Annotated in this window: 22 protein-coding genes; 7 read left to right on the top strand and 15 right to left on the bottom strand. The window is 66.3% G+C overall.

Annotated elements, in window-relative coordinates; translation table 11 throughout:
* Positions 1–33 precede the first annotated feature (33 nt).
* Both ACQ5SA_RS11215 and ACQ5SA_RS11210 read right to left on the bottom strand, forming a co-directional pair.
* Complete coding sequence (locus ACQ5SA_RS11215) at positions 34–486, bottom strand: DUF2946 family protein (protein WP_499314273.1); 453 nt, start codon at positions 484–486, stop codon at positions 34–36.
* Positions 487–1,089: 603 nt separating this feature from the next.
* Positions 1,090–2,073 carry a LysR family transcriptional regulator gene (locus tag ACQ5SA_RS11210; protein WP_089236625.1) on the bottom strand — a complete coding sequence of 328 codons (984 nt, stop codon included), beginning with the start codon at positions 2,071–2,073 and terminating at the stop codon, positions 1,090–1,092.
* Positions 2,074–2,281: 208 nt separating this feature from the next.
* Between ACQ5SA_RS11210 and cysK the strand changes: the two genes are divergently transcribed.
* Positions 2,282–3,241, top strand: a complete 960-nt coding sequence (gene cysK / locus ACQ5SA_RS11205; RefSeq protein WP_499314272.1) for a cysteine synthase A — start codon at positions 2,282–2,284, stop codon at positions 3,239–3,241.
* A gap of 321 nt (positions 3,242–3,562) precedes the next feature.
* Entirely contained in the window at positions 3,563–4,159 is a 597-nt protein-coding gene (locus ACQ5SA_RS11200; RefSeq protein ID WP_100460196.1) for an O-acetyl-ADP-ribose deacetylase, read from the top strand.
* 72 nt (positions 4,160–4,231) lie between these two features.
* Here the strand turns inward: ACQ5SA_RS11200 and ACQ5SA_RS11195 are convergent, their stop codons facing one another.
* The 8 genes from ACQ5SA_RS11195 to gap form a co-directional block, all read right to left on the bottom strand.
* The gene (locus ACQ5SA_RS11195) at positions 4,232–5,344 is read right to left on the bottom strand and encodes a copper resistance CopC family protein (protein ID WP_353101959.1); all 1,113 of its coding nucleotides are present in this window, start codon (positions 5,342–5,344) and stop codon (positions 4,232–4,234) included.
* 135 nt (positions 5,345–5,479) lie between these two features.
* Entirely contained in the window at positions 5,480–6,484 is a 1,005-nt protein-coding gene (locus tag ACQ5SA_RS11190) for a class I fructose-bisphosphate aldolase (protein WP_499314271.1), read from the bottom strand.
* Between the two features lie 196 nt (positions 6,485–6,680).
* Positions 6,681–8,147, bottom strand: a complete 1,467-nt coding sequence (gene pyk, locus ACQ5SA_RS11185; RefSeq protein ID WP_499314270.1) for a pyruvate kinase — start codon at positions 8,145–8,147, stop codon at positions 6,681–6,683.
* Between the two features lie 181 nt (positions 8,148–8,328).
* Complete coding sequence (locus tag ACQ5SA_RS11180; RefSeq protein ID WP_499314269.1) at positions 8,329–8,997, bottom strand: HAD hydrolase-like protein; 669 nt, start codon at positions 8,995–8,997, stop codon at positions 8,329–8,331.
* A complete protein-coding gene (locus ACQ5SA_RS11175; protein ID WP_499314268.1) occupies positions 8,994–10,169 on the bottom strand; it encodes a phosphoglycerate kinase in 1,176 nt (391 codons plus the stop codon). The genes ACQ5SA_RS11180 and ACQ5SA_RS11175 overlap by 4 nt, the downstream gene beginning before the upstream one ends.
* A 629-nt stretch (positions 10,170–10,798) precedes the next feature.
* Positions 10,799–12,175: a DUF3999 domain-containing protein gene (locus ACQ5SA_RS11170; protein WP_499314267.1), complete on the bottom strand. Its 1,377-nt coding sequence runs from the start codon at positions 12,173–12,175 to the stop codon at positions 10,799–10,801.
* Positions 12,172–14,856, bottom strand: coding sequence for a DUF2339 domain-containing protein (locus ACQ5SA_RS11165; RefSeq protein ID WP_499314266.1), 2,685 nt, complete (start codon positions 14,854–14,856; stop codon positions 12,172–12,174). The genes ACQ5SA_RS11170 and ACQ5SA_RS11165 overlap by 4 nt, the downstream gene beginning before the upstream one ends.
* A gap of 127 nt (positions 14,857–14,983) precedes the next feature.
* On the bottom strand, positions 14,984–15,988 hold the full coding sequence (gap, locus tag ACQ5SA_RS11160; RefSeq protein WP_025874252.1) for a type I glyceraldehyde-3-phosphate dehydrogenase: 1,005 nt from the start codon (positions 15,986–15,988) through the stop codon (positions 14,984–14,986).
* A 194-nt stretch (positions 15,989–16,182) separates the two neighbouring features.
* On the opposite strand from gap, the gene ACQ5SA_RS11155 reads away from it, so the two are divergent.
* From ACQ5SA_RS11155 to ACQ5SA_RS11145, 3 genes are all read left to right on the top strand, one after another.
* Positions 16,183–16,812, top strand: coding sequence for an OmpW/AlkL family protein (locus tag ACQ5SA_RS11155; protein WP_279208871.1), 630 nt, complete (start codon positions 16,183–16,185; stop codon positions 16,810–16,812).
* Between the two features lie 566 nt (positions 16,813–17,378).
* Positions 17,379–18,197 carry a S1/P1 nuclease gene (locus ACQ5SA_RS11150; RefSeq protein WP_499314265.1) on the top strand — a complete coding sequence of 273 codons (819 nt, stop codon included), beginning with the start codon at positions 17,379–17,381 and terminating at the stop codon, positions 18,195–18,197.
* A gap of 10 nt (positions 18,198–18,207) precedes the next feature.
* The gene (locus ACQ5SA_RS11145; protein WP_499314264.1) at positions 18,208–19,008 is read left to right on the top strand and encodes an MBL fold metallo-hydrolase; all 801 of its coding nucleotides are present in this window, start codon (positions 18,208–18,210) and stop codon (positions 19,006–19,008) included.
* A gap of 31 nt (positions 19,009–19,039) precedes the next feature.
* On the opposite strand, the gene ACQ5SA_RS11140 is transcribed toward ACQ5SA_RS11145, so the two are convergent.
* The 5 genes from ACQ5SA_RS11140 to ACQ5SA_RS11120 all read right to left on the bottom strand — a co-directional run bounded on the left by ACQ5SA_RS11140 (position 19,040) and on the right by ACQ5SA_RS11120 (position 22,313).
* Complete coding sequence (locus tag ACQ5SA_RS11140; protein ID WP_499314263.1) at positions 19,040–19,513, bottom strand: hypothetical protein; 474 nt, start codon at positions 19,511–19,513, stop codon at positions 19,040–19,042.
* 48 nt (positions 19,514–19,561) lie between these two features.
* Positions 19,562–19,942 (bottom strand): hypothetical protein, encoded by a 381-nt coding sequence (locus tag ACQ5SA_RS11135; protein WP_499314262.1) that lies wholly within the window; start codon positions 19,940–19,942, stop codon positions 19,562–19,564.
* A gap of 238 nt (positions 19,943–20,180) precedes the next feature.
* Complete coding sequence (locus ACQ5SA_RS11130) at positions 20,181–20,741, bottom strand: hypothetical protein (RefSeq protein ID WP_499314261.1); 561 nt, start codon at positions 20,739–20,741, stop codon at positions 20,181–20,183.
* Positions 20,741–21,955: a M56 family metallopeptidase gene (locus ACQ5SA_RS11125; protein ID WP_499314260.1), complete on the bottom strand. Its 1,215-nt coding sequence runs from the start codon at positions 21,953–21,955 to the stop codon at positions 20,741–20,743. The genes ACQ5SA_RS11130 and ACQ5SA_RS11125 overlap by 1 nt, the downstream gene beginning before the upstream one ends.
* Positions 21,948–22,313 (bottom strand): BlaI/MecI/CopY family transcriptional regulator, encoded by a 366-nt coding sequence (locus ACQ5SA_RS11120; RefSeq protein ID WP_499314259.1) that lies wholly within the window; start codon positions 22,311–22,313, stop codon positions 21,948–21,950. Before ACQ5SA_RS11120 ends, ACQ5SA_RS11125 begins: the two co-directional genes overlap by 8 nt.
* Positions 22,314–22,430: 117 nt before the next feature.
* On the opposite strand from ACQ5SA_RS11120, the gene ACQ5SA_RS11115 reads away from it, so the two are divergent.
* Positions 22,431–22,988 (top strand): flavin reductase family protein, encoded by a 558-nt coding sequence (locus tag ACQ5SA_RS11115; RefSeq protein ID WP_499314258.1) that lies wholly within the window; start codon positions 22,431–22,433, stop codon positions 22,986–22,988.
* Positions 22,989–23,020: 32 nt separating this feature from the next.
* Positions 23,021–24,973, top strand: coding sequence for an acetyl-CoA hydrolase/transferase C-terminal domain-containing protein (locus tag ACQ5SA_RS11110; protein ID WP_499314257.1), 1,953 nt, complete (start codon positions 23,021–23,023; stop codon positions 24,971–24,973).
* The last annotated feature ends 56 nt before the right edge of the window (positions 24,974–25,029 follow it).

Below are 25,029 nucleotides of genomic sequence, written 5' to 3'. Positions count from 1 at the left end.
TGCAGGCATCGTGCGACGGATTCGATAGGGAAATCAGCGGACGGTGGAGATCGGCGGCGGGCCACGCGCGGCGTGTGCCGGCCAATGCAGCAGCGGCAGTCGCAGCTGTGACCATGGGAACACCAGCGTCGGCCGCCACAGCAGGGGCAGCAGCAGCACCAGCACTGCCAGCCACGGCAGCAGGCGCATGGCCAGCACGCAGTACTCGCAGGCCTCGCCATGCATGGCGTGCGGATCGGCGGGCGGGGTCGGATCCCTTTGCCCTGTCAAAGGGATCTGACCCTCAGCCATATCGCCGTGATGCATGTGGGCATGGTCCATGCCGCCATGCATTGTGGATGGGGTCAGAGCCCTTCCCTGTGGTGAAGGGATCTGACCCTGAGGCGCCTGCAGCGCGCGGCTGACCAGCGGCGCGAGCACCATCAGCAGCGTCGCCATGAAGGCGAGCTGGAGCAGCGCTCGATGCAGCTGGACGGTGCGGATCACCGCGCTAGTGTAGAGGTGCCCCCCGGGGGCGCCGTGCGACGAACCGTCGCAGGAGAGGGGTTATCGGCAGGGCTGCGCCCTGCACCCGCCGAATCGACGGCAACGGCAACGGCAACAGCGGGCATTCCGTGGGATGGCGGGGTGGGTCCGGTTGCGGGGGCCGCTGCAAGTACGTCCATGTAAGCTCGGTCGCCGCATCCATGCGGCTCACGCCCCCGCAACCGGACCCACCCCGCCTTCGACAGATTTGCGCGATCTGTTGGAATCGCTCTTGGGGTCAGATCCGTTTTCTTTAGGAAAACGGATCTGACCCCAGATTGATTTCGATATCTGAAAGAGATTCATCCACGCATGGCGTGGATCTACCGTGTCGACCAAGGTCGACACCTACCAACAGCCGTCGGAATCTGTCAGAGGCGGGGCGGTGTGGGCAGGCAGGACCGTTGGCGCCATGGATGGCGCCATCGAGCCCCCAGGGATGGGTTTACGGCGTGTCCTGCCTGCCCACACCGCCCTGCCACCCCACGGAAGCCAGCTATTGCCGTTGCTCCGGCTTTGCCGTTGATTCGGCGGGTGCAGGGCGCAGCCCTGCTCGCCCCCGCCTCAGACTGTGATCGTCTGCGTCAGCGATTCCCAGGTCGGCGGCACCGGCCAGGACGCGGCCTGGTTGCCGTCCAGCACCCGCCGCAGATCGCGCGGGTCGATCTGCGGGGCCAGCACGTGCACCAGTTCCAACGCGTAATCGCGCAGCACCCGGTCGCGCGGCAGCACCGCCCAGGCGACGCACTCGGTGATCGGCGCCGGCGCCGGCCATACCCGCAGGTCCTCATCGTTGGCGCTGATCGCCATCTCGGCCAGCAGCCCCACCCCCAGACCCGTGCGCACATAGGTCTTGATCAGGTCGGCGTCCAGAGCGGTCAGCGCCAGATCGGGTACCAGGCTCTGCGCGGCAAAAGCGCGCTGCAGGGAGGAGTTGGGTCGGGTGGAGGATTCATAGCTGATCAGCGGCTGGCGGGCCAATGCTGCCAGGTCCGGTACGCGGCCGGCGCGGTCCAGCGGATGGCCCTTGGGCACCACCACCAGCCGCCGCCAGCGGAACAGCGGCACGGCGATGCCGTCGCTGGGTTCGCTGCCGGCGGTACTGATGATCGCGATATCGGCATCGCCCTGGTTCAGCCGGTCCAGCGCATCGGCCTCACCCGCCTGCTGCAGGTGCACGCTGACCTGCGGATAGGCCTGTTTGATGCGCGCCACGGCCGGCGGCAGTACGAAGCGGGCCTGGGTGTGGGTGGTGGTCAGAATCAGCTGGCCCTGGCTCTCGCGGCGCTGGTTGGCCGCGTAGGTGCGGATGTTGTTGGCTTCGGACAGCACGGCGCGGGCGCGGCTGATCACTTCGGTGCCGGCCGGGGTGACCGACTCCAGGCTGCGCCCCTTGCGCACGAACAGCAGGAAGCCCAGTTCGTCCTCCAGCTGCTTGAGCTGCTTGGACAGGCCAGGCTGGGTGGCATGCACGCGCGAGGCGGCGAGCGTGATGTTCAGCTCGGCGTCGGCGATGGCAACCAGATAGCGCAGCTGGGTCAGCGTCATGGCAGGCGGGCGATGTGGGGGCGGAGGTCCACTCTAGGGTCAATTGCCGTCACCAGCTTATAACCAAAGGTTGTTTAAGAAAGGTATCTGGTCATTTCCGGGCGTCATATGCCGGCGCTACGGTCAGCCGGCAGCCGCTGGCCTGAACAGCCAGCCCTCTTCCCTTCTGCCCGCCGAGCCCGGCGCGGCCTGCTCCTGGAGCGCTCCCATGGCCCTGTACGACTCCATCCTCGACACCATCGGCAATACCCCCATCGTCAAGCTGCAGCGTTTGGCGCCGCAGGGCGTGACCGTCTACGCCAAGGTTGAATCCTTCAATCCGGGCGGCTCGGTGAAGGATCGCCTGGCGCTGGCGATCATCCTCGATGCCGAACAGCGTGGCCTGCTCAAGCCGGGCGACACCATCGTCGAAGCCACCTCGGGCAACACCGGCGTCGCCTTGGCGATGGTGGCCGCCGCACGCGGCTACAAGTTCGTGGCGACCATGGTCGAGACCTTCTCGGTGGAACGCCGCAAGCTGATGCGCGCCTACGGCGCGAAGGTCATCCTGACCCCGGCCGCCGAGCGCGGCAGTGGCATGGTGCGCAAGGCGCGTGAGCTGGCCGAGGAGCACGGCTGGTTCCTGGCCAGCCAGTTCGCCAACCCGGCCAACCCGGCCTACCACCGCAACACCACCGCCGCGGAGATCCTGCGTGATTTCGCCGGCAAGCGCCTGGACTACTTCGTCAGCGGCTGGGGCACCGGCGGCACGCTGACCGGCGTCGGCGAGGTGCTGAAGGTCGCCCGCCCCGACACCCGCATCATCGCCACCGAACCGGCAGGTGCCGCATTGCTGAAGGGCGACGACTGGAAGCCGCACAAGATCCAGGGCTGGACCCCGGACTTCGTGCCCGATGTGCTCAACCGCAATGTGGTGGACGAACTGGTGACGGTGGAGGATGACCGCGCGATCGCCACCGCCCGCCGGCTGGCGGCAGAGGAAGGCATCTTCGTCGGTATCTCCGCCGGGGCCACCGTGGCCAGCGCATTGGACGTGGCAGATCGCGCTGAACCGGGCGCGGTGATCCTGGCGATGTTGCCGGACACGGGTGAACGCTACTTCTCCACGCCGCTGTTCGCCGACGTCAATGAAGGTTCCGACGACGACTGGTTGGCCGGTCTGCCCTGATCGCCGCGTTGTCGATGACAGCAGGATGACGCCCACCCTAGCGGTGGGCGTTTCCATTTGGGCAATCCTGACTGGGCATTGCTGCTGGAAGCGGACCGTTTCCCCAGCAAATCAGAAGCAATCCACTTCAGGAACTTTCGTTTTGCCTGCGCGCGGCGCTCGCTTCAGCCTGCGTGAAGGCGCTGCCGGCCATCGTGCATGAACAGCGCGGATCGCAGTGCGTGAGACGGTCATGACGCAGCATCGATGCCCTGTCCCGCAAGATGCGGGTGCAGCCAGCGTGGGCACGGCGCGCAACAACTACAGGCAGGAGACGGACGCATGAAGATCGAAGTGTGGCAGGGCGACATCACGGCCCTGGCGGTGGATGCGATCGTCAACGCGGCCAATGAATCACTGCTCGGCGGCGGCGGTGTCGACGGCGCGATCCATCGTGCGGCCGGCCCCGGCCTGTTGGCCGAGTGCGAGCGTCTGCCGGAGCTGCGCCCCGGCGTGCGCTGCCCGACCGGTGAGGTGCGCGCAACCGATGCCCATGCACTTCCGGCACGGCACGTACTGCACACCGTCGGCCCGGTCTGGCACGACGGCCAGCGCGACGAGCCGGCACTGCTGGCGAACTGCTACTGGAAGTCGCTGCAGCTGGCCGAATCGCTGAACCTGCAGTCGATCGCGTTCCCGGCCATCAGCTGCGGGGTGTATGGCTATCCGCTGTACCAGGCGGCGCAGATCGCGGTGACCGAAACACTGGCCTGGCAGCGCAGCCACGCTCAGCCGATGCGGATCGTGCTGGTGGCATTCAACACGGCAACCGCCAAGGCCTACCAGCAGGCGCTGTCGGCCGCAGGCCAGGTCGCCGACAGTGGACGCGGGTCGCTGCTGCCACCACTGGGCGATACCGGATTCGTGCCGGCGCATTGAAACAATGCGGGGCGTGGAAGAAAAAAGGCCGGGCATTGCCCGGCCTTTTCGTTTACATCCGCCGCGACAGCGTCAGTTCGTTACTTCGGCGGCAGCGTCGGCCGCCGCCGTAGCAGCAGCCGATGCGGCGGCCGAAGCGGCGCCGTCGACCTGCACGCGTACTTCCACCATGCCCGCTTCGTCGCTCAGGCTGGTCACGTCCACGGTGTAGTGGCCGGCCGGCAGCGATTCTTCCAGGCGCGCGTTTGTGCCATTGCCACCATCGTCGTCCACCAGCTCCACGTTCGAACCGACCACGCGCAGCACCGTATCCACCTGGCTGGAAATCGCATCCAGGCGCACATCGGCCGGACGCGGCAGGCTCAGCAGGAAGCGGCGGCGACCTTCGCCATCGAGCATGGCGAACACGCTGCCGGAGTTCGGCAGGGTGGTGCCGTCACGCATGACCATGTTGGCCGGCAGCTCGGTGCGCTTGGCGGTCAGCTTGAAGGCGCCGGTACCGTCTTCGCCCAGGCTGCGCACACGCAGGGTGTACTTGCCCGGTTCCAGCGGCATGCCGATGCGCGAATTGGTGCCGTCACCGCCGTCGTCGTTCTCTGACTGTGCGCCGTTGCCGTCCAGCTTCAGCACGGTATCGAACGCATCCGATTCCAGGCGGATCTCGTACATGCCCGCCTTGTCCACCTGCAGGGTGTAATCCTGCGACTTGGAGACCAGCAGGTCGACGATCTCGCCTTCGGCCACCATCGGCTTGCCGTCATACGGCACCAGCTTCTCGGCACGCAGGCGGTACGGGCCGAAGGCGGAGGGGCCGTCGGCATTGATGGCCACCTGGTAGCTGCCGGTGCCATTGGCGCGGAATGCCAGCGAGACGTCGTCGCCGCGCTCGTAGCCCGAGCTGCTGCTGGCCACCAGCACGCCGTTGTTGAACACGGCGATCGAGCCGCGCAGCGCGCCGGTCAACTTGATGCCGACCAGCTGCTTGTCGTCCAGCTTCAGCTGGTACAGCTGATGGTGGCTGCCATCATTGAAATTGACGCCGCTGCGCGAGGTGATTTCGCCGGATACCGGCTTGTCGAACTCCAGCGAGGGGGCCTTGCCCACGTCCGTGCTGCCACCCATCCGGTTGCAGCCGCCGACAGCCAGCACCGTGGCAACGGCCAGCGTGATTGCGGTGATACGCATGCTTTTTCTCCTTGGCCTTCCATGTATGCCCCACGCACTGGCCTGGCGTGCGGGAGGCGGCAACGATACCGGCAAAAGCAAACGCCGGCGTGATGCCGGCGCTGCCTTGTTCAGTTCATGCTGCGAAACAGCGGATCAGCCGTTCCACTTGCCCAGGGCGGCCTGGCCGTTTTCCTTGGCACGCTCGTAGACGGTCTTCTGCGCGGCGGCGTAGTTGCCCTTCATGTCCTTGCCCCACAGCTTCAGTGCCGCCTGCTGCATGGCACGGCCATAGGAGAAGCTCAGCGGCCACGGCAGGTGACCCATCTGGTTCATGGCATTGAGGTGGGCGGTGGACTGCTCATCGCCCTGGCCACCGGACAGGAACACCACGCCCGGCAGGATCGCCGGCACGGTGCTCTTCAGGCACATCACGGTCGACTCGGCCACTTCCTCGACGTCGGCCTGCTCGTCGCAGCCCTTGCCGGAGATGACCATCGAAGCCTTCAGGATGGTGCCTTCCAGCAGCACGTTCTGCTGGTACAGCGCGTCGAACAGCGAGCGCAGGGTGGCTTCGGTGACTTCGTAGCAGGTCTCGATGTCGTGCTCGCCGTCCATGATCACTTCCGGCTCGACCATCGGCACCAGGCCGCATTCCTGGCACAGCGCGGCATAGCGGGCCAGCGCATGCGCGTTGGACTCGATGCAGGTGCCCGACGGAATGCTCTCGCCGATGTTGATGACCGCACGCCACTTGGCGAAGCGCGCGCCCAGCTTGTAGTACTCCTGCAGCCGCTCACGCAGGCCGTCCAGGCCTTCGGTGACCAGCTCGCCCGGGCAACCGGCCAGCGGGTGCGCACCCTTGTCCACCTTGATGCCCGGAATCATGCCGTGGTCGGTCATGTACTTGGCGAACGGCACGCCGTCCTTGGTCGACTGACGGATGGTCTCGTCGTACAGGATGGCGCCGGAAATATGCTCGTTGAGCTTCGGCGTGGTCAGCAGCAGTTCGCGGTAGGCGCGACGGTTCTCTTCGGTGTTCTCGATGCCGACGCTGGCAAAGCGCTTGGCGATGGTACCGGTGGATTCGTCGATCGCGATGATGCCCTTGCCCGGGGCAACCATGGCCTGGGCGGTTTCAGCCAGCTGTTCGATGCTCATGTACTTCCTGTGGCGGGTGCGGGAAAAATGTAAGTATAGCCCCGCTACCCGTTGCCCCGACGTGGAGGCTCGGATGGAACCGGTTCCACTGTCTGTGCGGGTCAGGAAATGTCCTGCCGGATCGGGTCAGAGCCCCTTCGGGGATCTGACCCCGGGGTCGGACCCGCGCAGCGGCTCCGACCCGACGCGACACGTCTTACAGGTCGCCGAGACCGCTGGCGCGGCCGTCGTCGCCCACTTCCAGCAGGCGCAGGGTATTGGTCGCGCCGTGGGTTTCCATGTGCTCACCGCTGGTGAACACCACACGGTCGCCGGCCTGCAGCATGCCGCCTTCCACCAGCAGGCGGATGCTGCCGCGTGCGGCTTCGCGCGGGGTGAAGCCACGGCTGTCGAAGTTGATCGGGAACACGTCGCGCATCAGCGCCATCTGCCGGCGAGCGCCATCGTGGCGGGTAACCGCGAACACCGGTGCCGAGGCACGGAAACGCGACAGGTAGCGGGCGGTGCCACCGGATTCGGTCATCGCCACGATCGCGCGCACGCCCACGTGCTGGGACAGGAACATGGTGGCCATGGCAATGGCCTGGTCGGCGCGTTCCAGGTTGCGCGGCGAGGCGCCGAAATCGGTCTCGGTCTGGAACTGGCGTTCGGCACCGAGGCAGATACGCGCCATCGCTTCGACCGCCTTGACCGGGTACATACCAGCGGCGGTTTCGGCCGACAGCATCACCGCATCGGTACCGTCGATGACCGAGTTGGCCACGTCCAGCACTTCGGCGCGGGTCGGGATCGGGCTTTCGACCATCGACTGCAGCATCTGGGTGGCGGTGATCACCACCTTGTTCTGCGCCAGCGAGGCCTTGATGATCTTCTTCTGCAGGCCCGGCAGCTCGGCATCGCCGATTTCCACGCCAAGGTCACCACGCGCCACCATCACCACGTCACTGGCGTCGACGATCTCTTCCAGGTTCTCGATGGCTTCGGTGCGCTCGATCTTGGACACCAGCGCGGCGTAGCAGCCGTGCGACTCGGCGATCTCGCGCGCATCGTTCATGTCCTGCGCATTGCGGCAGAACGACACGGCGATGAAGTCCACGCCGATCTTGGCGACGATGCCGATCAGCTCCTTGTCGCGCTCGGTCAGCGCGCCCAGCGACAGGCCACCGCCCTGCTTGTTCAGGCCCTTGCGATCGGACAGCACGCCGTCGTTGAGCACGGTGTTGATGATGCGCTCGCCATCCACTTCCACGACCTGCAGCTGCATCAGGCCATCGTCGAGCAGCAGCACGTCGCCGGCGGTCACGTCCTGCGGCAGGCCGAGGTAGCTCACGCCCACCTGGGTGGTGTCGCCCGGCGGCGGGGTCGCCGAGGCGACCAGGTCGAAGCGGTCGCCCGCTTTGAGCTTGATCTTGCCTTCGGTAAAGCGCTCGATGCGGATCTTCGGGCCCGGCAGGTCGGCCAGGATGCCCACTTCCACGCCCACCCGCTGCGCGGCGGCACGCACATCGGCGGCGCGCTTGGCCTGGCCGGACGGGTCACCGTGGCTGAAGTTGAGGCGCACCACATTGACGCCGGCGCGGAACAGATCCTCCAGCACGCCCGGCGGATCGGTAGCCGGACCGAGGGTGGCAAGGATCTTGGTGCGACGCTGACGCTCGAACATGATGGATGGGCCTCTCCCGTTAAAGGACGGAAATTAGCACATCCTTCACGTCCCATGTATACGGTTACAGCCTTGTGCTGCCTGACTCTGCGGGACATCGCACGGACATGTTCCGGACATACGCCGGTCGATGGCAGCGGAAACGCCGCCGGGCAAGGCCCGGCGCGCGCCATCGTCTACCTCAGGCCAGCAGTGCCAGCAGGTGTGCCGGATCACGGGCCAGTTGCCCGGCACCGGCCTCGGTCAGCTCCTGCTCGCCGCCAAAGCCCCATAGCACGCCCACGCTGCGCAGGCCGTGGTGACGGGCGCCTTCGATGTCCATGCGGCGGTCGCCGATCATCCAGCAGCGTTCCGGCGCCAGCTGCAGCCGATGCAGCGCCTCGCCCACCAGCTGCGGCTTGCTGCTGCGCGAACCATCCGGCGTTGAACCGATCACGTCCTCGAACAGCTCACCGAACGGCAGATGCTCGACGATGCGGCGTGCATGGGGTTCGTTCTTGGCGGTGACCACCGCAAGACGATGGCCGCGTGCGTGCAGCGCGCGCACCGCCGCTTCAATGTCCGGATAGATCGTGTGCTCGCGCCAGCCTTCCACGTCGAAGCGCTCGCGATAGAAGGCCACGGCCTGCTCCACCCGTTCGGCATCCCCGAACAGCGGCGCGAACGTGGTGCGCAGCGACGGGCCGATCCAGCCCAGCAGCGTTTCCTGCGAAGGCACCGGATGGTCCATCTTCTGCAGCGCATAGGCGATGCAGGTGGTGATGCCCACTTCCGAATCGATCAGCGTGCCGTCCATGTCGAAGAAGAGCGTTGCACGCTCTTCTCCATCCACCCGCAGGTCGACGCTCATGCGCCGCGCGCGGCCAGGGCAGCCACTGCCGGCAGCGTCTTGCCTTCCAGGAATTCCAGGAACGCGCCGCCACCGGTGGAGATGTAGCTGACCTGCTGGGCGATATCGAACTTGTCGACCGCGGCCAGGGTATCGCCGCCACCGGCGATGGAGAACGCCGGCGAGCTGGCGATGGCGCGGGCCAGCGCTTCGGTGCCCTTGCTGAAGGCTTCGAACTCGAACACACCCACCGGGCCGTTCCAGACCACGGTGCCGGCCTTCTGGATCAGCTGCGCGTACTGCGCCGCGGTCTGCGGGCCGATGTCCAGGATCAGGTCGTCCTCGGCCACCGCATCGACTGCCTTCACTTCGGCAACCGCGTCGGGCAGGAACTGCCTGGCGGTGACCACGTCCACCGGCAGCGGGATGTCCGCACCGCGCGCCTTGGCGTCGGCCACGATCTTCCTGGCGGTATCCAGCAGGTCCGGTTCGTACAGCGACTTGCCGACCTTGTAGCCGGCCGCCGCGATGAAGGTGTTGGCGATGCCGCCACCGACGATCAGCTGGTCGACCTTGCCGACCAGGTTGGCCAGCAGTTCCAGCTTGGTGCTGACCTTGCTGCCGGCGACGATGGCCAGCAGCGGCTTGGCCGGTGCATCCAGTGCCAGTGCCAGCGCATCCAGCTCGGCCATCAGCAGCGGGCCACCGGCAGCAACCGGGGCAAAACGGATCACGCCATGGGTGGACGCCTGCGCACGGTGCGCGGTACCGAACGCATCCATCACGAACACATCGCAGAGGGCGGCGTACTTCTTCGACAGGGCTTCATCATCCTTGCCCTCGCCAACGTTCATGCGGCAGTTTTCCAGCAGCACCAGCTGGCCCGGCTGCACGTCGACGCCGTCGACCCAGTCACGCACCAGCGGCACTTCGCGGCCCAGCAGCACCGACAGGCGCTCGGCCACCGGCGCCAGCGAATCGGCTTCGCTCCACACGCCTTCCTTCGGGCGGCCCAGGTGCGAGGTGACCATCACCGCCGCGCCCTGCTCCAGCGCGCGTTTGAGCGTCGGCAGGGAAGCGGTGATGCGCTGTTCGGAGGTGATGCGGCCATTCTCGATCGGCACGTTCAGATCCTGGCGGATCAGCACGCGCTTGCCGGAGAGGTCGAGGTCGGTCATGCGGACGATGGACATGGGCAACTCTTTGGCTCTGGAGATGGGATGCCGGTTTGCGGCAGAAGGTCATTGTATCGGGTGGCGATGCCTGCGGCAGGCAGAGGCCAACGGCAACGGCAACGGCAACAGCAACGGCCAGAGCGCTGGCGCTTCGTGGCGCTGTGGGTGGGCCGGGGCGGTGTGGGTTGGCAGGGGACGCCGTGAATCCGTCCATGGAGGCTTGGTCGCCGCATCCATGCGGCTCACACCCCTGCCAACCCACACCGCCCCGGCCTCGACAGGTTCATGAGGCGGAGCGGATGGCAAAGGCGGAAGCAAGAGCGTTTTCTGGTGTCGGATGAAGGAAGAAGGGGTCGGAGCCGTTTTCCTGCGGAAAACGGATCCGACCCCGACGGCCCTCGAGCGAAGCGACCCGCTTTGGCTTTGGCTCTTGCTCTTTTTTTCTCTTCCGTGGGTGGACGCACACGGAAATTGTCAGAGGCCGGGCGGGGTGGGTTCGCGGGGGTGTCCGCGGCATGGATGCCGCGGCCAAGCCTCCATGGACGGATTCACGGCGTCCCCCGCGAACCCACCCCGCCCGGCCAAGCGCGGCTTTTGCTCCATGCGACCAACCGCCACCCACGAGGGGCTCTGCCGTTCGCCGCAAACTACGCCGAAGGCGACGGCTTCTGCTTCAGCAGGCTCAACGCCAGTCCGCCGACAACCAGCACGCCCAGTCCCAGCAACGCCCACAGCAGCCACGCCTTCCAGTCGTGCTGCGGCTTCAGCGCCGCATCACCGGCCAGCGTCTCCGGACTGCCTTCCAAGCGTGCCAGCGTCGGCTGCCACGACGGATCATTGCGCTGGCGCAGTTCCTCGATCAGCACCGTGATCGGCGCCTCGGCACGGCGCGCGGTCGTACTGCCCACGGCCAGTGCGTAGGGCGCTGCGCCCTGGCTGAGGAACACCATCACTTCCGGCTGATAGCCCAGGCGCAGGGTCGGGGCGCTGGTGGTCTCCACCGGGCTCGCTACCAGCTTCCAGTAGCGGTCGCGGTACATGCCGCCCAACGGCTGTGCCGCCGATTGCTGGCGCTGACCCGGTGCACCCTGCTGCAACTGGTAAGCGATCCACGGCGCACTGCGGCGCTGCCATTCGGCGGCAGCATCATCGCGACTGAACAGGGTCCACTGCACCAGGCTGTTGTCGGTGCTGGCCACATCGGCCCGGGTCACCGGGAATCGACCATCCAGTTCGAAGGTGAATTCACCCTTGCCCTGCGCGGTCGGCGTCAGCGACAGCCACTCCCAAGGCACCGTTGCCGGCGCCGGCGGCAGTTCCGCCAATACGCTGCGCAGCTCCGGCAGGCGCGCCTCGCCCTGCGGCAGGATCCGCAGGTAGCGCACGTTGCTGTCGACCTGCAGGCGACGCTGCAGCAGGCGCTTGCCCGCGCGCTGCAGGTCCACCAGGGGTACATCGCGGGCGATCGACTGCCAGCGCTGCAGATCGTCACTGGCATCAAGCTGCACCTGCGCCTGCAGCGGCTGGCCACTTTCAGCCCAGTCCAGCACCAGCGCTGCCAACGGTTGCTGACCGAGCACGCTGGCATCGATCAACCAGCCGCCCTGCCCGTTCGCCACTGCACCACCACCGAGCCGAGCCTCGACCCGGCGCACACGGCCGTCGGTGTCGCGCTCGGTCAGCAGCTGCAGATCGTTGCGCTGGGCCTCGGCCAGCGGCGGCAGCGGGAACCACGGCAGCTCGCGCTGCACCGGTGGTTGCGCCAACGGCTGGTCCGGTGCCAGCAGCGCCGACGGCAATGCCTGGCCAGCGGCGTTGAACACCTGCAGGTCGCCCAGATCGGCTGCGCCTGCACGGCGATAGATCGCCGGCTCCAGCACCACGCGGTAGGCACCGGACTGCGCGCTGGACAGGCTCAGCGGCCATTGTTCGGCGTACTGCGCGCGGTAGTCCGTGGCCTGTGCAGCAACTGCACCGGCCACGCCGAACAATACCGGCAGCAACGCTCGGCTCCACTTCCTCATTGGTTTTCCTCCACGGTTGGCGGCGCGCTCGGCGGCGCGGGCGCCAGGTAGCCCACCACGGTGCACAGCAGGCCGTAGGCGATGAACGATGCGATTCCCAGCAGGTTGCCCAGGTGCTGTCGGTCGATCAGCACCAGCTTGGCCAGCACCACGGCCATCAACACGGCGCCGACCATCCACAGCACACGCTGGCCGCGACGCGAGCCCCACACCCAGGCGATCACGCCAAGCACGCTCCACAACACGGTCAGGCTGGTCTGGGCCAGGCTGAAGCGGGCCATCGACGGATCCCATACCACCCCGCCCCAATGGTGCACGCCATGCAGCACGGTGCTGGTCAACGCGATGAAACCGGCCACGGCCAGCACCGGTACACGCAACCGCTGCAGCGGCGCCGGTCCCTGTGCGCCATACAGCCAGCGCGCGATCAGCAACAGGCTGACCCACTGTGCCAGTTCGGCAGGATTGATCAGCGGCAACCACGGCAACGGCGTGGCGTCGCCCGCCAGGGTCAGGCCGAACAACCAGGCCAACGCCAGCACCGCGAAAATCACGCTCTGCAGCGGCAGGCGCACCGGATCAAACGTTGCACCCAGCGGCCATCGCAGCACGTTCCAGCGCCACAGCGACAGCGCCGCCAGCAGCAACCACGGCAGGGTCACCAGCAATGCGGTCCAGCCCTGCGCCAGGCGCGCATCACCGCCGCCCCACAGGGCCAGCAGCGAAAGCAGCGATGGCCACAGCAGCCACCACAAGAACTGCGCGATGCGGGCCACGCCGCCACTGCCCTGACGCAGGCACAGCAGGCTGCGCACGCCGAGCACCGCGAACACTGCCCACGCCAATGCGCCATAGCCGGCAAACGGCTGCTGGTGCGCGTCGCTCTGCAGCAGCGCCAACGGGAAGCCCGCTGCCAGCATCACCAGCGCGGTCACGCCCAGCGCACGTGCCGGCATGCGGCGCTGTACTTCCGACGCCAACCAGGCGGTGACGGCGGCCAGCACCAACACCGCGTCGGCCTGCACCGAATGCTGGAAGAAGCGGCCGATTTCATGCACCAGACCGCCCAACCACCACAGCAGGCCCCACAGGTAGTACGCCAGGGCGATGTCATGCCGCTGTCTGCGCTGATAGCTCCACGCCGCCGCGAAACCTGCCACGGCCAGCAGCAGCGCGCCGATCGCGGTCGGGTTGAGCAGGAAGCGCTGGTCCTGGTGCCAATGGTCGGCCCCCACCACAAACGCGAATGCGGCAGCGAGCTGCAGCAGCGCTCCGGTCACCTGCGGCAACCAGCGCTTCTGGCGCAACCCCAGCCACGCCAGGCCGGCACCTTCCAGCGCGAATACCGCGCCGGTGGCACGCGCCGAGAAGGCCAACGGCACTGCCAGCGTCGCAAAGCCCACGGCCAGTACCGCATGCGACTGCGCCAGCACCGTGTAAGACGCGCGCGCGATCAGAGCGCGTGCCAGCAATGCATAGATCGCGGCCAGGCCCAGCGCACACAGGGCCAGCGTCATCGGCTGTTCGTGCAGCATGCCAGCCTGCAGCGAGAAGGCGATCAGCGGCGTGCCGAACACCAGGCTGCCGTCGACCAGATCGCGACGCCCGGCCGGCTGCCGGCGCGCATACAACAGCGGAATCAGCAGGTAGAAGGTGAAGAACAGCAGCAGGAACGGCTCAGTGCTTGCGAACTTGGCCGCGTCGTACTGCAGCACGCCCCAGAACGTGCCGATGCCGAAGGTGAACGCGAAACCGAGCAGGTTCAGCACACGCCACGGGCGATACCAGGCGATGGCGAAAATGCCCGCGTTGAGCACGGCGTAGTAGCTGAACAGCCCGACGTGGTTGCCACTGCCGGTGGACAGCCACAGCGGTGCCATGAAGCCTGCAAGGATGCCCAGCACCGCCAACGTGCGCGAGTTCTGCACCACCGCCAGCACGCACAGCCCCGCGACCAGCGCGATCGAGCTGGCAAAAGCGAAACCGGGCGCGAGCAGATCGAAACGCTTGAAGGCAGCGAAGATGGTCAGCAGCAGCACGCCGATGGCGCCGCCCTGCAAGGCCAGCGCGAACATCCGCCGGCGCTCGCGCTGGTGCCAGCCGAAGGCCAGCAGGCCCAGCGCACCGACGGTGATGCCCGCCAGCCGCAGTTCGACCGGCACCACCAGCCAGCCCTGGTCGCTGACGTACTTGAGCAGCGCGGCGACACCGGCCAGCAGCACCAGCATGCCGATCTTCACCGGTACGTTGCCCTGGGTGAACCAGTGTTTGACCGCGCCAATCGCGCGCTCCACCAGGTTCGGCAGGGCCGGTTCGGCCGGCAGCGGCGGCAATGTCGGCTCCGGTGGCAACGGCGGTGGCGGCAGCGGACGCGCGGGCTGGGCCGGTGTCGGCAGCTCCTCGCGGGCGGCGACCGGCGCCGATGCCGGGATTGCCGTGGGCCGCAGGAACGAGGGTTCGCTGCTGGGCTCGCGTGTTGCCGCAGGCGCGCGCGGCGGCTCGGCCACGGCCGAGGGCGCACGGCGGACCGTCCCTGCCGGAGTGGGCGCGACCTGCACGGTCTGTGCGGCCTCCAGCGCGGCGACCCGCCGGCGCAGACCGGCAATCATCACCAGCGCCACCACCAGCAGCAGCGGTATCGCCAGCAGGACCAGTACTGCCAGGACCAAGAGTGCTTCCATTCCTCGCCTTCCAATGCGATCCCGCGCCACGATGGCGGCGGTCGACGGGCCCATGCTACGTCAGGCCGGGCCCCATAAACGACGAACCCCGGCCAGGCCGGGGTTCGCGCAACGATCTTCGCGAGCCTTACTTGGCTGCGACGACCTTGGCCATTTCCAGGCACTTGTTGGAATAGCCCCACTCGTTGTCGTACCACGACACGAGCTTGACGAAGGTGCCGTCGAGGGCGATGCCGGCGTCGGCGTCGAACACCGAGGTGTGGGTTTCACCGCGGAAATCGGTGGCCACCACCTTGTCTTCGGTGTAGCCCAGGATGCCCTTCAGCGCGCCTTCGCTCTGTGCCTTCACTTCGGCGCAGATCTCGGCGTAGGTGGCTTCCTTTTCCAGCTCGACGGTCAGGTCGACCACCGACACGTCCGAGGTCGGGACGCGGAAGCTCATGCCGGTCAGCTTCTTGTTCAGTTCCGGAATGACCACGCCGACCGCCTTGGCCGCACCGGTGGAGGACGGAATGATGTTCTCCAGGATGCCGCGGCCGCCGCGCCAGTCCTTGTTGGACGGGCCATCGACGGTCTTCTGGGTGGCGGTGGCCGCATGCACGGTGGTCATCAGGCCGCGCTTGATGCCCCACTTGTCATTGATGACCTTGGCCAGCGGCGCCAGGCAGTTGGTGGTGCAGGAGGCGTTGGAGATGATCGCCTGGCCAGCGTAGGTCTTGTCGTTCACGCCGAACACGAACATCGGCGTGTCGTCCTTCGACGGTGCCGACAGGATGACCTTCTTGGCGCCGGCATCGATGTGCTTCTGCGCGCTGACCTTGTCCAGGAACAGGCCGGTGGCTTCGAGCACGACGTCGACACCGACTTCGTCCCACTTCAGGTTGGACGGATCGCGCTCCTGGGTCAGGCGGATCTTCTTGCCGTTGACCAGCAGATCCTTGCCATCGACGGCGACGTCGGCCTTGAAACGACCGTGCACGGAGTCGTACTTGAGCATGTAGGCCAGGTAATCCGGCTCCAGCAGATCGTTGATGGCCACGATTTCGATGTCGTCGCCGAAGTTCAGCACCGCCGAGCGCAGGACGTTACGACCGATGCGACCGAAACCGTTGATACCAACCTTGATTGCCATGTTCTCAAGCTCCTGCAGCCGCGACAGGTGCGGCGGGGTGGATAGGGCCCACAAGTCTAGCAGGCCGGCCTTGACCACCGCCGGCCAAGGCCGCCCCCCGGGAAGGGGGCCGGACAGGATTTGATCCGGATCAAAGCGTTAGCGCGGCGTGAGGCCGAGACTGGCCACATCCACCCAGCAACGAGATCACCCCCATGCGCAAGACCTCCCCCCTGATCGTGGCCAGCTTGGCCGCCGCCCTGTCGCTGGCCGCTGCCCCGGCCATGGCCCAGTCCAAGGGCGACTGGACCCTTTCCGCTGGCGTGCACCAGGTCGCCCCGAAGTCGAACAACGGCTGGCTGGCCGGTGGCACCCTGAAGGTCGATGTCGACAACGACGTCAAGCCGACCATCACCGGTGAGTACTTCATCGCCGACAACCTGGGCATCGAAGTGCTGGCGGCGCTGCCGTTCAAGCACGACATCAACATCAACGGGCTGGGCCGTGTGGGCAGCACCAAGCAGCTGCCGCCGGTGGTCACCCTGCAGTACCACTTCAACAGCAAGGGCAAGGTGTCGCCGTTCGTGGGCGCCGGCCTGAACTACACGACCTTCTTCAGCGAAGACACCACCGGTGCGCTGGCCAACAGCAAGCTGAAGCTGCAGGATTCGTGGGGCCTGGCCGCGCATGCGGGCATCGACTTCGCGATTGGCGAGAAGGGCGCCCTGCGCGTGGACATGCGCTGGATCGACATCGACAGCAAGGTAAAGCTGGACGGCGAGAAGATCGGCACGGTCAACATCGATCCGCTGGTCTACGGCGCTTCCTACGTCTTCAAGTTCTAAGGGGTTGTTTGGCGGGGGCTTCGCCCCCGCTCCCCCGCTACAGGCAAAACCCTCGCAGCATGTTGCCCCGGTATGTGTGTGCCGGGGCTTTTTTGTTTGCGCGACGGGCGAAGGTACCGGTGTGGGCCGAGGCAGGGGGAGGGGCCGGGACACGCCGTAAACCCATCCATGGGGGCTCGATGGCGCCATCCATGGCGCCAACGGTCCCGTCCCCTCCCCCTGCCCCGCCCTTCCATTCTCCGCGCGCGCGCAAGCGCAAGCAGAAGCCGGCTCCCGCATGGCGCAGTTGCCATCGGCCGGATGCGATTGCGCGCCGCAGGATGTGATCCTGCATTTGAGTCTGATTCTGCACTTGACCTTTGCATCCGCCAACGCGGCCATGTTGGATGGTGGCTGCAGGGGCGGGCGCTGCGGGACCGTCCGCGGCATGGATGCCGCGGACGAGCCTACAGGGACGTACTTGCGGCGTGTCCCGCAGCGCCTGCCCCTGCAGCCAGCTGCCCAGCGAACAGGAACGCACCGCTTTCCATCAACCACCCATCTCCCCCGCTGGCTAGAATGAGCGGATGAAAGCACTGCACTCCCTATTCCTCGCCGCCGCCCTCGCGCCGGCCCTGCTGGCCCTGTCCGCACCCGCCCACGCCTGGGGCGCGCAAGGCCACCGCCTGGTCGCCGAAGTGGCCGACAGCCGCCTCAATCCGACCGCACGCACCGAAGTCGATCGCCTGCTGGCCACCGAACCCGGTGCCACCCTCGCCAGCATCGCGCCCTGGGCCGACCAGCTGCGCGCCAAGGACCCCGGCCTGGGCCGTCGCTCGGCCGGCTGGCACTACGTCAACATCGCCGAAGATGGCTGCCATTACGAGGCGCCGAAGCACTGCAAGGGCGGCAACTGCATCGTCGAAGCCCTGAAGGCGCAGAGCGCGATCCTCGGCGACCGCAGCCTGACCGATGGCGAGCGCCTGCAGGCGCTGAAGTTCGTCGTGCATCTGGTCGGTGACATCCATCAGCCGATGCACGCCGGCTACGGCCATGACAAGGGCGGCAACGATTTCCAGCTGCAGTTCGGCAACCGCGGCACCAACCTGCACTCGCTGTGGGACAGCGGCATGCTCAATACCCGCAAGGTCGACGATGCCGGTTACCTGCCGGTGCTGCGCGCGCTGCCGGCGCCGAAGTTGGCACGCCAGTCCAACCCGCAGCGCGACCCGGTCAGCTGGGCCGAAGCCAGCTGCCGCATTTCCGTGCAACCTGGCGTTTACCCTGCCTCGCGTAAGATCGGCGACGACTACACCACGCGTTACCGGCCAGTGGCCGAAGCGCAGCTGCGACTGGCCGGTGAAAACCTGGCGCAGTTGCTGAACCGCGTGCTCGCCACACGCTGAGGAGTATCCGATGTCGGTCCAGGTGCAATCGTTCTTCCACCGTGACAGCAATACCTTCAGCTACCTGGTCAGCGACCCGGCCAGCAGGGAGGCAGCGCTGATCGACCCGGTACTGGATTACGACCCGGATACCGACGCCAGCAGCGAATCGCCGATACGCGCGATGCTTGATGTCATCGCGCAACAGCAGCTGCACGTACGCTGGTTGCTGGAAACCCATGCCCATGCCGACCACGTGTCGGCGGGGCGCCGACTGAAGCAGCGGTTCCCGCAAGCGACGTTGGCCATCGGCGAAGGCATCCGCGCGGTGCAAGCCACGTTCGCACCGCGTTATGGTCTGCAGCTGCCCGATCAACATGCGGTCTTCGATCACCTGTTCGCCGATGGCGAGACCTTTGCACTGGGTGAGTTGCAGGGGCGCATCATCGCCGTGCCCGGCCACACCAGCGACAGCATCGCCTATCTGATCGACGATGCTGTCTTCACCGGCGATTCGCTGTTCATGCCCGATGGCGGCACCGCGCGCTGCGATTTCCCCGGCGGCGACGCCGCGCAGCTGTACCGCTCGATCCAGCGTCTGCTTGCCCTGCCCGATGCCACCCGCGTGTTCGTCTGCCACGACTACGGCCCGGGCGGCCGCGATTTCGCCAATGAAACCACCATCGGTGAACAGCGCGCGCACAACATCCATGTGCATGACGGTGTGGCCGAAGCCGAGTTCGTCAGCGTGCGTCAGGCGCGTGATGCGACCCTGGCAGAGCCAACGCTGATGCAGCCGGCGGTGAAGGCGAACATCCAGGGCGGAGCGTGAGGTCCGGGGGACAGTCATCAGAGAGAGGCGGCTATCCGATACTCACCTCGTGGTAGGTGGTTTCCTCCAACAGGTCATCCTGCGACGTTCCAACAAAGATCTCTCTCGACAGGACCCTGTTCTTATTGAACCGAATACGCACGTTGTAACTCTCTGAGGCGTCCCCGCCCTGCAATATCAGGCTGCCGTCCTTAGGGCCGAGATCGATCTTCGCACTGGAAAGATCCACCAGATCAAAATAGGCAGAACGCGGGACAGCCAAGGCAGCACCATTTACCCTGATCTGCAGCGATTGCACTCCTTTACAGGGGCGCGCGCCCTCGCAGACTACGTAGCGAGGATCGTCGGCAGTTGTCGCGTGGATGCCCAGTCGCACTTCGACCTTCATGCCCGCGGATTGCGCCGTCACAAGCTCCGTTGGCTTGCGCCCGATATGCACTGAAACCGCCGCAGCTGTCGATCCGGATACCAGCATCAGCAGAAAAAGTAAAAGCGAGCGCTTCATTTGAGATCCCAAGGTGAGAAGAACGGAACAATGGCCGGTATGGGATTCTCAACCTTTGAAGATCCGCTTCCCTAAATCCAGTTCGCAATCCACCACCAGATCACTGCGCGTCAGAACGGGAAGCTTCGCTTCGAGGTCAGTCCCCATGAACTGCACGTAGATCAAGCCTTTCTGGTCTGCGCGTTTGTTGCCGAGCAGCACCCGGTCCTTACCCCTTGAGTGCTCCGTGCCAACCAGCACGAATCCACGGGTCGGGCTCAGGTCTCGATTCCATCGAATGCCATCGTAGGAAGGATGATTCCCGATATAGACATCAACGTCCTTGCCAGCCAGCTTCAACAATCCCTGTTCAAAATCCAGTCCCGGGGCTTTCACGTGGTAGCTGTCACCGGCCTGAAGGAAAATGCATACCCCGAACTCGCGGCTCATCGGAGTTGGAACGTCACCTCCGTGATGCCTACAGGCACCGATGCAGCCCACGCTGGCCAGGAGAATCACCGTTGTCCTGTTGGCTCGCACAGCCGCACCCCCTCACGATGACATAGGCCTGCAAATCGCTGAGATACGCATCTTGTTCAGACCTGTCAAGAGCAAGAACAGCCCATGAGGGGGCGAGGTCCGAGGCAATTGGAAACGTTGCAGATGGACGAGCGCCGGCCCACCCCATTCATTTTCCCCGAGTGCGCACCACATGCTGACCCTTCACGATCTCGAAGGTGAAGGCATACAGCAGACTCACCGGCACCGGTTCGACGCGCTCGGCGCCTTCGCAGTCGCCACGGTCGCTCGGCACCTTGCCGGGTGCGAAGTGGCAGACGGCGGCGGGTGAATACTTCCACATCGCCACCGCCTCCTGCGCCGCCTGCAGCAGAGGCGCATTCTCGCTTGCCGCGCCTGCTGCGCATTCGCTGCGGTCGGCCAGCGCCATGCTGCGCTCGACAGCGCCTTCGGCATCAACCACCACCTGCAGGCAGATCGTGGTCGGGGCCAGCTCGGTGCGTGGGTCACGGTCACCGATCTGCGGCTCCGGCGCTGCATACAGCTGCGGCATCCGATAGCCTTCGGTTGCTCCCAGCGTGTACGCCTGCACTTGGCCGCTGCCACCTTTTCCTTCCGCGTGCAGGCGTTGATGGCCGACGCTTTCATTGCGGGTATCGACGGTGGTCAGCCGTTCCCGGGTAGCGCAGCCGACAAGCATCCCCGCTGCCATCAGCAGTGCGATGCGCATCACCTGGCGGTCTCCGTCACGTCGTCGTTCTCATCCATGGCGAAGGTGATCGGAATGCGCACGGCGCCCGCCACCGGCTTGCCGTTCTTCAGCGCCGGGCGGTAGGTCCAGCTGCGCGCTGCTGCGATCGATACCGCTTCGAACACGCCCGGATTGGTGGCGCTCACTACACGCACATCGCTGACCGCGCCCTGCGCATCAACGTCGACGCGGAGCACCACCACGCCTGTCTGGCTCTGCTCGAACGCGCTCTTCGGGTAGCTCGGCGGCGGCATCTTGTCGACCCGGATCTCCCGATCCATGACGGCTACCGCTGGGCCGACCGCCATTGCGCCACTCTGGCTGGCCCACGCCACTGCCCCCATCCCCAGACACAACCCGACCACCAGCACCTGACCCGACACCCACGGCAATGCCTTCCGCTTGGACTGCTTCAACATGGCGATACGCTCCTTCAACACAGGTTGGCTGCGCCAATGGCAGACCGCTGGCGCAACCGGGTGGACCAACTGCGCCTTCAGCAGCGTGCTGGCGTACAGGCCGCGCAGCGCGGGCTGCGGGGCAATGGTGCGGGCATCGCAGGCCAGTTCCTGGTCACGCAGGAATCGACGTGCGGCCCATGGCAGCAGCGGGTGGAACCAGAACATCGCGCGCATCAGCAACAGCGCGCCGTTGGCCCAGTGATCGCCGTTGCGACGATGGCCGCGCTCGTGCTGCAGGATCAGGCGCTGCTCCTGCGCGCTGAACTGCTGGTCGAAATCCGGGCCGACCACGATGCGCGGCCGCCACAGGCCCACCAGCGCCGGCAGCCCGGGATCGCCGCTGGCCTGCCAGCTGCCATCGGCACGCTCATGCAGCCCGCCCAGGTTCCGCTCGAAGCGGCGCTGTGCGCGCAGGTCGCGCAGCAGGCAGAGGCCCATGCCGAGTGCCCATGTCAGCAGCAGCACCAAGGGCCATTGCAGCGACGCGGTTGGCAGGCCTTCCGCTGTTCCGGGCACCACCTTCAGCGGCAAGGTCGGCACATGCTGCAACAGCGCAACCTGTGGCAGGGGAAGCAGCAGCGTGACCAAAAGCAGGGGCAGCAGCCACCAGCTGCGGTAAGCCAGCGCGGCGCCGCCCAGTCGCATCAGCAACGGCCGCAGTACCGCCAGCAGGACCACGCCCAGCGCCAGCCACAGACTGGCCCGCCACAATCCGTCGAGCAGCTCAGTCATGGTCCAGCTCCTGGATCAGCTTCTTCAGTTCGGCGATGTCCTGCGCGCTCAGCTGGCCGCGTTCGCTGAAATGCGCCACCAGCGGCGCCACACGGCCTTCAAACACACGCCCGAGGAAGTCTTGGCTCTGCGTCTCGACCCATGCCTGGCGCTGCAGCAGCGGCCGGTACAGATAGCGCCGGCCGTCGCGCTCGGCGGCGATCGCGCCCTTGGTCAGCAGACGGTTGAGCAGGGTCTTGATGGTTGGCTCGGCCCAGTTGCGGTGGGCCAGAGCAGCCACGACCTCATCGGCGGTGCGCGGCGCCTGCTGCCACAGCACCTCCATCACTACGGCCTCGGCTTCGCTGATCGGGGTCATGGTTTACATCCGTAATCGACAATATGATTACGCGCGTAATCGAATCGACTGTCAACCCCTCGACCCGTATTTCATCGCACCTGCGCCAGCATGGGGGCCTCTACCGCAGGTACCGGCATGAAGCCCTTGCGCAAACGTGATTTCCCGGTCGAGCAGGCCCGCCGCTTCCTCGAACCCGGCCCCATCGTGCTGGTCAGCACTGCCTGGCGTGGCCAGCGCAACCTGATGACGATGGGCTGGCACATGGTGATGGGCTTTTCGCCCTCACTGGTCGCCACCTACCTGTGGAATGAGAACCACAGCTTCGGCCTGGCGCGCGGCAGCGGCGAATGCGTGATCAACGTGCCGGGGGTCGAACTGCTGGACACCGTGGTCGACATCGGCAACTGCAGCGGCCGCGACATGGACAAGTTCGAACGGTTCGGCCTGGATGCGCTGCCGGCGCGGGACGTGGGGGCACCGCTGGTGGACCAGTGCCATTCCAGTTTCGAGTGCCGCCTGCATGACGACAGCCAGGTCGAGTCGAGCAATCTCTTCATCTGGGAAATCGTGCGCGCACACGTGGCGCCACGGCCGAAGCTGCCACGCACGGTGCATTACCGCGGCGATGGCCGGTTCATGGTGGCCGGTGCCGAAGTCTCGCGTCGACGGCGGTTCAAGCCCGACATGCTGTAATGCCAGCACTCCCCCAAGCAGGACCGCCCCGGATGACCGAACACCTCACCGACCTCGACGCCGCCGTTGACTGGCTGTTCGCGCGCGTGGACGGGCCGCTGCGGATCGGTGCGCCGCTGGCGCTGGGCAAGCCCCACCGCCTGCTCAACGCCCTGTACGCGCGTGTCGAGCAGGACCCGTCGCGGCCGCTGCAGCTGTACACCGCGCTGTCGTTGAACCCGCCGCAGGCAAAGGGAGACGGCCTGGAGGCGCGCTTCATGGCGCCGTTCGCGGCCCGCCATTTCGGTGAAGACTTCCCGCGCCTGGCCTATGCCGATGCGATCGCCCGCGACGCGCTGCCGGCACACGTGCAGGTGGAAGAGTTCTACATGCAGTCCGGTGCCCTGCTCGGCTCGCGGCAGGCACAGTCCAGCTACACCAGCCTCAACTACACCCATGCTGCCGACGCCGTGGCCCAGCGCGCGCCGCAGGTGATCGTGCAGAAAGTAGCGATGCGCCCGGGCGACCGGCGCCTTTCGCTGTCCTGCAACAACGACATCACCCAGGACACGCTGGACGCGATGACCGCGCGCGGCCTGCCGCGCCCTCTGCTGGTCGCCGAGATCGATCCGCAGCTGCCGTATCTGGGCGGCACGGCCACGGTCGACGTGTCCTTCTTCGATCTGGTCATCACCCCGCCCCCGCCGTATCCGGCATTGTTCGGGTTGCCACGGCAACCGGTGGCCGACGCCGACTACGCCATCGGTCTGTATGCCAGTACTCTGGTGCGCGACGGCGGCACGCTGCAGATCGGCATCGGCACCCTGGCAGATGCACTCAGCCATGCACTGGTACTGCGCCACACCGACAACGCGCGCTACCGGCGCGTGCTGGACGCACTGGACCCGCAACTGGCCAGCCATCCGCTGGTACAGGAGGTCGGCGGGCTGGAGCCGTTCGAGATCGGCCTGTACGGCTGCAGCGAAATGCTCAACGAGGGCTTCCGCCGCCTGGTGCAGACCGGCGTGATCAAGCGCAAGGTGCATGATGACCTGGCGCTGATGCAGCGCATCGAGAACGGCAGCACGCTGTCCATCGACCACGCCACGTTGGAGGCGGAGGGCGAGTATCTGCACGGCGCGTTCTACCTGGGCTCATCCGAATTCTACGAATGGCTGCGCACCCTGCCCGAGGACGAATGCCGGGCGATCGGCATGCGCCGCATCAGCGAGATCAACCAGCTTTACGGTGGCAACGAAACACTGGAACGCCTGCAGCGCCGGCACGCCCGCTTCTTCAACTCCTGCATGATGGCCACCGCACTGGGCGCAGCGGTGTCTGATGCACTGGAAGACGGACGCGTGGTCTCCGGTGTGGGCGGCCAGTACAACTTCGTGGCGATGGCGCATGCGCTGCCGGAAGCCCGCAGCGTATTGATGTTCCGCGCCGCGCGCGATGACAAGGGCCAGCGCGACTCCAATGTGCGCTGGAACTACGGGCACACGACCATTCCGCGCCACCTGCGTGACATCTATCTCAACGAGTACGGCATCGCCGATGTGCGCGGCCTGACCGACGACGACTGCGTGCACGCGATGGCGGCAATCACCGAGACGCCATTCCAGGGCGCGCTGCTGCAGCAGGCCTTCGCGGCGCGCAAGCTGGCAGCAACGGCACAACCTGATGTGCAGCGGCAGCAGCGCAATACACCGCAGGCACTGGCGGCTGCGCTGGCGCCGTTCCGCAACGATGGCACCCTGCCCGATTACCCGTTGGGCAGCGACTTCACCGAGATCGAACAGGTACTGGTGAAGGCACTGGGCTGGCTGAAGGTCAACACGCAGACGCGCGGCAGCAAGCTGCGCACCGTGTGGGACGCGCTGTGGCAGCCTGCTGGTGACGGAGATGCCGTGTACCTGCAGCGGATGGAGCTGCAGTCGCCCAAGGACTTCGGCGAACGGCTCAATGCACGGTTGTTGAGGCTGGCCCTGGCACGTACCGCGTAATCGCGCGGATGGTAGCGCCGGGCCACGCCCGGCGGATAACGATCAGTGCCAACCAA

The organism is Stenotrophomonas indicatrix (genome assembly GCF_050573115.1).
GTDB lineage: Bacteria > Pseudomonadota > Gammaproteobacteria > Xanthomonadales > Xanthomonadaceae > Stenotrophomonas > Stenotrophomonas lactitubi_A.
Note: the sequence above shows the minus strand (reverse complement) of the source record. Positions and strands in the feature narration are given on the sequence as shown.

Bases quoted from the DNA above. Each gene is read 5' to 3' on its own strand.
- ACQ5SA_RS11180 (WP_499314269.1), bottom strand. From the start codon at position 8,997: ATGAGCGTCGACCTGCGGGTGGATGGAGAAGAGCGTGCAACGCTCTTC.
- ACQ5SA_RS11115 (WP_499314258.1), top strand. From the start codon at position 22,431: ATGAAGCCCTTGCGCAAACGTGATTTCCCGGTCGAGCAGGCCCGCCGC.
- cysK (WP_499314272.1), top strand. From the start codon at position 2,282: ATGGCCCTGTACGACTCCATCCTCGACACCATCGGCAATACCCCCATC.
- ACQ5SA_RS11135 (WP_499314262.1), bottom strand. From the start codon at position 19,942: ATGAGCCGCGAGTTCGGGGTATGCATTTTCCTTCAGGCCGGTGACAGC.
- ACQ5SA_RS11200 (WP_100460196.1), top strand. From the start codon at position 3,563: ATGAAGATCGAAGTGTGGCAGGGCGACATCACGGCCCTGGCGGTGGAT.
- ACQ5SA_RS11170 (WP_499314267.1), bottom strand. From the start codon at position 12,175: ATGAGGAAGTGGAGCCGAGCGTTGCTGCCGGTATTGTTCGGCGTGGCC.
- ACQ5SA_RS11140 (WP_499314263.1), bottom strand. From the start codon at position 19,513: ATGAAGCGCTCGCTTTTACTTTTTCTGCTGATGCTGGTATCCGGATCG.
- ACQ5SA_RS11175 (WP_499314268.1), bottom strand. From the start codon at position 10,169: ATGTCCATCGTCCGCATGACCGACCTCGACCTCTCCGGCAAGCGCGTG.
- ACQ5SA_RS11190 (WP_499314271.1), bottom strand. From the start codon at position 6,484: ATGAGCATCGAACAGCTGGCTGAAACCGCCCAGGCCATGGTTGCCCCG.
- ACQ5SA_RS11130 (WP_499314261.1), bottom strand. From the start codon at position 20,741: ATGCGCATCGCACTGCTGATGGCAGCGGGGATGCTTGTCGGCTGCGCT.
- pyk (WP_499314270.1), bottom strand. From the start codon at position 8,147: ATGTTCGAGCGTCAGCGTCGCACCAAGATCCTTGCCACCCTCGGTCCG.
- ACQ5SA_RS11195 (WP_353101959.1), bottom strand. From the start codon at position 5,344: ATGCGTATCACCGCAATCACGCTGGCCGTTGCCACGGTGCTGGCTGTC.
- ACQ5SA_RS11165 (WP_499314266.1), bottom strand. From the start codon at position 14,856: ATGGAAGCACTCTTGGTCCTGGCAGTACTGGTCCTGCTGGCGATACCG.
- ACQ5SA_RS11145 (WP_499314264.1), top strand. From the start codon at position 18,208: ATGTCGGTCCAGGTGCAATCGTTCTTCCACCGTGACAGCAATACCTTC.
- gap (WP_025874252.1), bottom strand. From the start codon at position 15,988: ATGGCAATCAAGGTTGGTATCAACGGTTTCGGTCGCATCGGTCGTAAC.
- ACQ5SA_RS11125 (WP_499314260.1), bottom strand. From the start codon at position 21,955: ATGACTGAGCTGCTCGACGGATTGTGGCGGGCCAGTCTGTGGCTGGCG.
- ACQ5SA_RS11155 (WP_279208871.1), top strand. From the start codon at position 16,183: ATGCGCAAGACCTCCCCCCTGATCGTGGCCAGCTTGGCCGCCGCCCTG.
- ACQ5SA_RS11110 (WP_499314257.1), top strand. From the start codon at position 23,021: ATGACCGAACACCTCACCGACCTCGACGCCGCCGTTGACTGGCTGTTC.
- ACQ5SA_RS11210 (WP_089236625.1), bottom strand. From the start codon at position 2,073: ATGACGCTGACCCAGCTGCGCTATCTGGTTGCCATCGCCGACGCCGAG.
- ACQ5SA_RS11120 (WP_499314259.1), bottom strand. From the start codon at position 22,313: ATGACCCCGATCAGCGAAGCCGAGGCCGTAGTGATGGAGGTGCTGTGG.
- ACQ5SA_RS11150 (WP_499314265.1), top strand. From the start codon at position 17,379: ATGAAAGCACTGCACTCCCTATTCCTCGCCGCCGCCCTCGCGCCGGCC.